This is a genomic window from Fructilactobacillus fructivorans, assembly GCF_001434095.1.
Lineage (GTDB): Bacteria > Bacillota > Bacilli > Lactobacillales > Lactobacillaceae > Fructilactobacillus > Fructilactobacillus fructivorans.
In genome coordinates this window covers 385,502-391,764 of sequence record NZ_AZDS01000001.1, presented here as the reverse complement: position 1 = coordinate 391,764, position 6,263 = coordinate 385,502, and the positions used below count along the sequence as shown (strand labels likewise).

Here is a 6,263-nt window from a genome sequence, read left to right as displayed (position 1 = left end):
GGTCGCAGGTTCGAATCCTGTCTTCCCGATTAGATACTTTACGTATCTTAAATCGCGGTGTAGCTCAGCTGGCTAGAGCGTCCGGTTCATACCCGGGAGGTCGGGGGTTCGATCCCCTCTGCCGCGATTAGGTCTTGGACCTTTAGCTCAGTTGGTTAGAGCAGACGGCTCATAACCGTCCGGTCGTAGGTTCGAGTCCTACAAGGTCCATCCAAATGCTATTTGGTGGGCGTTGAGCTTTATAAACCTATGTGTTATAATTATCATATCGTTTTGGAGGATTACCCAAGTCTGGCTGAAGGGAACGGTCTTGAAAACCGTCAGGCGAGTCAAATCGCGCGAGAGTTCGAATCTCTCATCCTCCTTTATATTATCGCGGGATAGAGCAGTCTGGTAGCTCGTCGGGCTCATAACCCGGAGGTCGTTGGTTCAAATCCAGCTCCCGCAATTTTGGTTCGTTGGTCTAGTTGGTTCAGGACGCCTGCCTGTCACGCAGGAGATCACGAGTTCGAGTCTCGTACGAACCGCTTAAACGGCTCGGTAGCTCAGTTGGTAGAGCAACGGATTGAAGCTCCGTGTGTCGGCAGTTCGATTCTGTCCCGCGCCACTTAATTGAATATTATTTCTGCGGGTGTAGTTTAGTGGTAAAACCGTAGCCTTCCAAGCTACTGTCGCGAGTCCGATTCTCGTCACCCGCTTTTATTATGTTTCATTTGGGTCTATAGCTCAGTCGGTTTAGAGCGCACGCCTGATAAGCGTGAGGTCGATGGTTCGAGTCCACCTAGACCCATTTGGAGAAGTACTCAAGTGGCTGAAGAGGCGCCCCTGCTAAGGGTGTAGGTCGCGTAAGCGGCGCGAGAGTTCGAATCTCTCCTTCTCCGTTTTTATGACCCGTTGGTCAAGTGGTTTAAGACACTGCCCTTTCACGGCAGTAACATGGGTTCGAATCCCGTACGGGTCATCTTCATTATTCAATATATTATATAATTATCGCGGGATAGAGCAGTCTGGTAGCTCGTCGGGCTCATAACCCGGAGGTCGTTGGTTCAAATCCAGCTCCCGCAATTTTGGTTCGTTGGTCTAGTTGGTTCAGGACGCCTGCCTGTCACGCAGGAGATCACGAGTTCGAGTCTCGTACGAACCGTATCATATAAAAAAAGAGATGAATTAATTCATCTCTTTTTTTATATTTATTTAGTTATTGGTTGGGGCAACTCGTTGATAGCTTGCAGTTCGGTAGTTAATGTTTGGATCATTTTTGAACTTAGAAACTACGCTATCAGGATGATTAGCCCAATCGTTATAAGCATAAGCTCCTCTCCACAGAGTAAGAATGATTCGTTTAGTGTGATCCTTCGAATCAGACATGTAGTATGCTGAGAACATCCCTGTTGGTAAGTCTGGACTGCTCATGAACGTGTTCATATTTGCATCGAGTACTTTACGTTGGTCGTCTGAAGGTGAAAGTTCAACATAATTAATGAAGTAACTCCAATCATCTTCTCCAACGTGTGAAAGGACGTCATATGTGATGGGGCTCTTAAAAATAGATTCTTTTCCACTATAATCTAGTAGTTGAAGACCTGAATCGTTGTTATTGGTAGAGAATAGTGCCAAGTCCCTTTCTGGGTACTTTTTCATGATGTTAACTAACACATTCTTCGTGCCAAATGTTACAGAAATTTGTCTTATCATATTATTAACTTCCTTTTGATGTAAATTACTTCATAATTAGTTTAGAATAAATCCTAACGAGTTAAAAGGAAAATGTCTTAATTTTTGAAAAAGGGTGATTAAAATGAAACTTACGGTTTTAGGCGATTATGGTGGATATCCATACAATAACATTGGTACGAGTGGTTATCTTTTAACAAGTGATGATTTTAACTTATTAATTGATTGTGGTAGTGGAGTTATGCTGTCACTAGAGCAAGTTATTGATCCCTTGAAATTAAATGCAGTGATTCTGTCCCATTATCATGCTGATCATATTGCTGATGTAGGGGTCTTACAATATTATTGGCAACTTCATGATCAACGGTATAATACTGACGTTTTGCCAATTTATGGAAATACAGCTGATCAAATTCATTATAATCAATTAGATTGGCCTAATTCTACCGAGAAGGAACCATTTAGTGCTGATAGTGAAATTGAAGTGGGACCATTTACAATGACGTTTTTAAAAACCATTCATCCGGTTCCTGCTTTTGCAATAAGGATCAAGGAACGTTCTACTGGAAAGATTTTAAGTTATACGGCTGATACCCGTTATTTTGATGGTCTGATTGATTTCGTTAAAGACTCTGATATGTTAATATCAGATACGAATTTCTTTGAGGATGTTGACGGAGAACTATGGCACATGACGTCTAAACAATCTGGGAGATTAGCTCGCTTATCTAATAGTAAGAATTTATTAATAAGTCATCTTCCACAACATGGCAGCCATTTGGAACTTCTAAAGCAATCCCAAAAAGCAGCAGGGAAAGACATTCATGTCGAATTACCTGAGATTAGAAGGACAATTAGTATTTAGATAGAGGAGGTAGATTTGTTTTATGAAATTTCATCGTATTAACAAAGATACAATCCGTGTATTAATTAATAAAGAAGATTTGAAGAAACATGGGATCGGAATGCTTGATTTGCTCGGCAATCGAGAGAAATGTGAACAATTTTTCTACAGTATCCTAGACGAAGCGGACGTTGAAAAAGATTTCACTGATACTGATACGGTGCTCTTTCAGATTCTACCCAGTCAAGATGGTTTGGAATTATTTATTAGCCAAGACAAAAATATTTCAAATCGTGTTGGTGATAACGGTGGTATGATGCCACCGTTAAATGAAATTGAACAGGATCCCCAACCAGTTACCGTTAATGATGTCCGTGATAAATATGATATTTTTGATAAAAAGCTTGGTAAGCGGACCATCCCAATTAAATTTAATTCATTTGATGACCTGATTGGTCTGGCCAATAAATGGAAGGAAGTAACGCCACGTCATGCAGTGGAGCTTAAGACTGATTTGTATCAGTATCAAAACTCATATCTCGTTCTGTTCCGCTATCATTTAAACGGTCAATATGATAGTGAAGGGAATACTAACTTCAAAGATCTTAATCATATGATTAACGATGAGATGGGAATTGTTTATGAGTATGGCCAAATCGCATCAGTTACGGAAAATGAATTGAAAAAGCATGGGAAGCAAATTACAACTGGAAATGCACTTGAAACCATTGCATATTATTTTAATTAAAAAGATTCGCCAATGGCGGATCTTTTTTCGTATATTGCTAAGGGTTCATTATGTTAATGGCATACGAAAATGGAAGGTTAGTTAAAGCAAGTGATGCATTAAAAACCCATCACTATCGTTGTTGTGAGTGCGGTGAATTACTGGTACTTAGAAAGGGCATCAATAAGATCCCACATTTTGCACATCAATCAAATTCAAAGTGTAATTCAAATGAAGGTGAATCATACGTTCATAATTTGGGGAAATTTCGTATTCTTCATTCACTACCAAATGGTACTAGGGTAGAAGTTTATTTACCTATGATTAAGCAACGTGCAGATGTCCTTTATCATCACTTAGCAGTTGAGTACCAATGTAGCCCAATTACGCTGAAACGACTGACTGAGCGTGTTTCTGGATACCTTTCAATTGGTATTACTTCATTCTGGATCTTAGGAATGAAATATTATCGAAAACGACTTGCTAGTCCAAATGTCCTTAAATTTCTCAGATATCATAAAAATACTGGTTTTTATCTTATTTATCTTGATCCACTGACATCACGGTATTTGCTTCGTTATTGTATATGTCAGAGCGATGGAAAATATCAGTATCAGGATCGAACGTTTACGAAATGGGCTACAATGATAGCTTTTTTTAAAAGTAATCGTCAAAAAGAGCAATTACATCCTAATTTAATTAAGGTTTGTCAGAGAATCGAGTACCAGGTCCGACATCTGGATCCCAATATGATGAAGTTACAAGAATATTGTTATTATCATCATAGTTCAATCACTGGTTGTCCTCTTATTTGTCATCACTATCGTGATCTACCACCAGTCTTTGGTAAGCAATGGTTAAAGTGGGTCGTGATGATTATATGCGAATTAAAAAAGTGGGTTGGTAAGAGGATTCGTCAATTTGTGAGCGAAGTTTATCAAAAACTTGATTTTACGGATCATTTTGTTTTTCTCGTAAACGTTAAAGAATTGCGTGTGTCCTATATTAACGGCTTTTTAAATGATTTAATTGATCGAAAATTATTGGTAATTGAACATGGAATTATTAAACAAGTAAGCGATTTTACGTGGTATCGGGATGTCTATGCTAAGATTAATGTAATTAGGGAATGTTCATGAAATGGAGATTATAAAATGTCAGAGATACAAAATTTACCCAAGCGAAACGAAGTCCCACGGGAATTAACTTGGGATTTAACCACGATTTATAAAAATCATTCAGAGTTCGAAAAGTCTTATGATGAAGTCAAAAAACAGGTCCATGATGTTAGTCGCCTAAAGGGTCGATTAGGACAGAATGCTGAACAACTATTGAGTGTAATTACGAAGGTTCTAAATTTAAATCGAAAATATGAAAAATTATACGTTTATGCTCAATCGGCAAGTGATGTTGACACAACTAATAATGATTTACAAAGTGACATGGATCGAGTGGAGAAGTTAGGAAGTGACGTTGGTCAGGCTCAGTCGTGGTTGGAGCCAGAGATCATTGCACTTGGGTCTGATAAAATTCGGCAGTTTACCCAAGATAATCCAGCACTAAAAGAATATGGGCGCTTTTTTGATGAAATTTTGGTAAATAAAGATCACGTCTTACCTGAAGATCAAGAAAAGTTGCTTGCAGGAGCAGCGACCATTTTTGAATCTCCTGAAAAGACCTTTGGGATTTTAGACAGTTCCGATCTTAAATTTCCAGAAGTTGATGATGGGTCTGGCAAAAAAGTGCGTCTTTCAAATGGTATTTATAGTTTACTTTTAGAATCACAAAATCCTACAGTGCGAAAAAATACTTTTAAAGCCTTTTACTCAACTTTTGATCAATTTCAAAACACACTCGCTTCAACACTATCTTCGGAGGTTGCCGTTCATAATTTTGAAGCCCAAACTCGGAAGTACAATTCTGCTAGAGAAATGGCAATGAGTGAGAATGAAATCCCTGAAGTGGTTTATCGGACTTTAATTCAAAGTGTTCACGAACATTTACCGTTGTTGCATCGTTATGTAGCTCTTCGTAAGAAGATTCTAAATGTTCCTGAACTTCATATGTATGATATGTATGTTCCGTTGAGTGGGAAACCAAGTCTTAAGTACACTTTTGATCAAGCCAAAGAAGAAGCGCTAAAAGCTTTAAGTGTTTACGGTCCCGATTATCTTCAGCACGTTAAAGAAGAATTTAATAATCGTTGGATCGATGTAGTGGAAAACAAGGGCAAACGGACTGGGGCCTATTCTTCAGGGATGTATGATACTAATCCCTTTGTTTTACTTAACTGGCAGGATAATCTTGATAATCTCTATACGTTAGTTCATGAGACTGGTCATAGTATGCATAGCTATTATTCTTCCCATAATCAACCATATCAATACGGAGATTATTCAATTTTTGTGGCCGAAATTGCTTCCACAACCAATGAAAATATTTTGACAGATTATTTACTTAAGAATAATTCTGATCCAGAAGTTATCAAGTATATTCTTAATTCCTATCTGGATGGGGTGAAGGGAACCATTTTCCGTCAAACCCAATTTGCTGAGTTTGAAGAGTTCATTCACGCTTCTGAACAATCTGGGAAATCGCTAACGGCTGATTTTATGAATAAATATTATCTAAAACTGAATCAAAAATATTATGGTGATGACGTGGTTTCTGATCCTGAAATTCGACTCGAATGGTCTCGAATTCCTCATTTTTACTATGATTTCTACGTTTACCAGTATGCAACAGGATTTGCCGCTGCTTCGGCTTTGGCGGATCGTATTACCAGCGGTGATCCTGAAAAAGTTGCAGCATATCTGAATTATTTGAAATCGGGAAGTAGTAAAGATCCCATTTCAATAATGAAAGCAGCTGGGGTTGATATGACAAAACCAGATTATTTAAATCAAGCCTTCGATAAGTTTGAGCGACGATTAAATGAATTAGAAAAAATGTTATAGATTTATAGGCATCATGTTTGAAATATTATGTGAGAAGAATATGCTGGACTTGTAATTAATT

General features: G+C 38.2%; 5 protein-coding genes and 12 tRNA genes. 16 read left to right on the top strand and 1 reads right to left on the bottom strand.

Annotated elements, in window-relative coordinates:
* Positions 1-53 precede the first annotated feature (53 nt).
* The 12 genes from FC73_RS02080 (at position 54) to FC73_RS02025 (ending at position 1,144) form a co-directional block, all read left to right on the top strand.
* A tRNA-Met gene (locus tag FC73_RS02080) sits at positions 54-127 on the top strand.
* Positions 128-136: 9 nt separating this feature from the next.
* Positions 137-210 (top strand) — tRNA-Ile (locus tag FC73_RS02075).
* A gap of 65 nt (positions 211-275) precedes the next feature.
* Positions 276-365 (top strand) — tRNA-Ser (locus tag FC73_RS02070).
* A 9-nt stretch (positions 366-374) separates the two neighbouring features.
* Positions 375-448: transfer RNA gene (locus FC73_RS02065), tRNA-Met, on the top strand.
* A gap of 4 nt (positions 449-452) precedes the next feature.
* Positions 453-527: transfer RNA gene (locus tag FC73_RS02060), tRNA-Asp, on the top strand.
* A gap of 7 nt (positions 528-534) precedes the next feature.
* A tRNA-Phe gene (locus FC73_RS02055) sits at positions 535-607 on the top strand.
* A 20-nt stretch (positions 608-627) separates the two neighbouring features.
* A tRNA-Gly gene (locus FC73_RS02050) sits at positions 628-698 on the top strand.
* A gap of 17 nt (positions 699-715) precedes the next feature.
* Positions 716-790: transfer RNA gene (locus FC73_RS02045), tRNA-Ile, on the top strand.
* Between the two features lie 3 nt (positions 791-793).
* A tRNA-Ser gene (locus FC73_RS02040) sits at positions 794-881 on the top strand.
* Positions 882-888: 7 nt separating this feature from the next.
* Positions 889-961, top strand: a tRNA-Glu gene (locus tag FC73_RS02035).
* 30 nt (positions 962-991) lie between these two features.
* Positions 992-1,065, top strand: a tRNA-Met gene (locus FC73_RS02030).
* 4 nt (positions 1,066-1,069) lie between these two features.
* A tRNA-Asp gene (locus FC73_RS02025) sits at positions 1,070-1,144 on the top strand.
* Between the two features lie 50 nt (positions 1,145-1,194).
* On the opposite strand, the gene FC73_RS02020 is transcribed toward FC73_RS02025, so the two are convergent.
* Entirely contained in the window at positions 1,195-1,695 is a 501-nt protein-coding gene (locus tag FC73_RS02020) for a hypothetical protein (protein ID WP_010021166.1), read from the bottom strand.
* A gap of 103 nt (positions 1,696-1,798) precedes the next feature.
* Between FC73_RS02020 and FC73_RS02015 the strand changes: the two genes are divergently transcribed.
* The 4 genes from FC73_RS02015 to pepF are packed head-to-tail and all read left to right on the top strand — an operon-like array spanning position 1,799 to position 6,202.
* Positions 1,799-2,539 carry an MBL fold metallo-hydrolase gene (locus FC73_RS02015; protein WP_010021168.1) on the top strand — a complete coding sequence of 247 codons (741 nt, stop codon included), beginning with the start codon at positions 1,799-1,801 and terminating at the stop codon, positions 2,537-2,539.
* Between the two features lie 22 nt (positions 2,540-2,561).
* Complete coding sequence (locus tag FC73_RS02010; protein WP_010021170.1) at positions 2,562-3,266, top strand: adaptor protein MecA; 705 nt, start codon at positions 2,562-2,564, stop codon at positions 3,264-3,266.
* A gap of 56 nt (positions 3,267-3,322) precedes the next feature.
* A complete protein-coding gene (locus tag FC73_RS02005; protein WP_158529758.1) occupies positions 3,323-4,384 on the top strand; it encodes a competence protein CoiA in 1,062 nt (353 codons plus the stop codon).
* Positions 4,385-4,399: 15 nt separating this feature from the next.
* Positions 4,400-6,202 (top strand): oligoendopeptidase F, encoded by a 1,803-nt coding sequence (pepF, locus tag FC73_RS02000; protein ID WP_010021172.1) that lies wholly within the window; start codon positions 4,400-4,402, stop codon positions 6,200-6,202.
* Positions 6,203-6,263: the final 61 nt, after the last annotated feature.

What these genes read in the sequence shown, in the direction of transcription:
- FC73_RS02005 (WP_158529758.1), top strand. Translation starts at nt 3,323, where the DNA reads ATGGCATACGAAAATGGAAGGTTAGTTAAAGCAAGTGATGCATTAAAA.
- FC73_RS02020 (WP_010021166.1), bottom strand. Translation starts at nt 1,695, where the DNA reads ATGATAAGACAAATTTCTGTAACATTTGGCACGAAGAATGTGTTAGTT.
- pepF (WP_010021172.1), top strand. Translation starts at nt 4,400, where the DNA reads ATGTCAGAGATACAAAATTTACCCAAGCGAAACGAAGTCCCACGGGAA.
- FC73_RS02010 (WP_010021170.1), top strand. Translation starts at nt 2,562, where the DNA reads ATGAAATTTCATCGTATTAACAAAGATACAATCCGTGTATTAATTAAT.
- FC73_RS02015 (WP_010021168.1), top strand. Translation starts at nt 1,799, where the DNA reads ATGAAACTTACGGTTTTAGGCGATTATGGTGGATATCCATACAATAAC.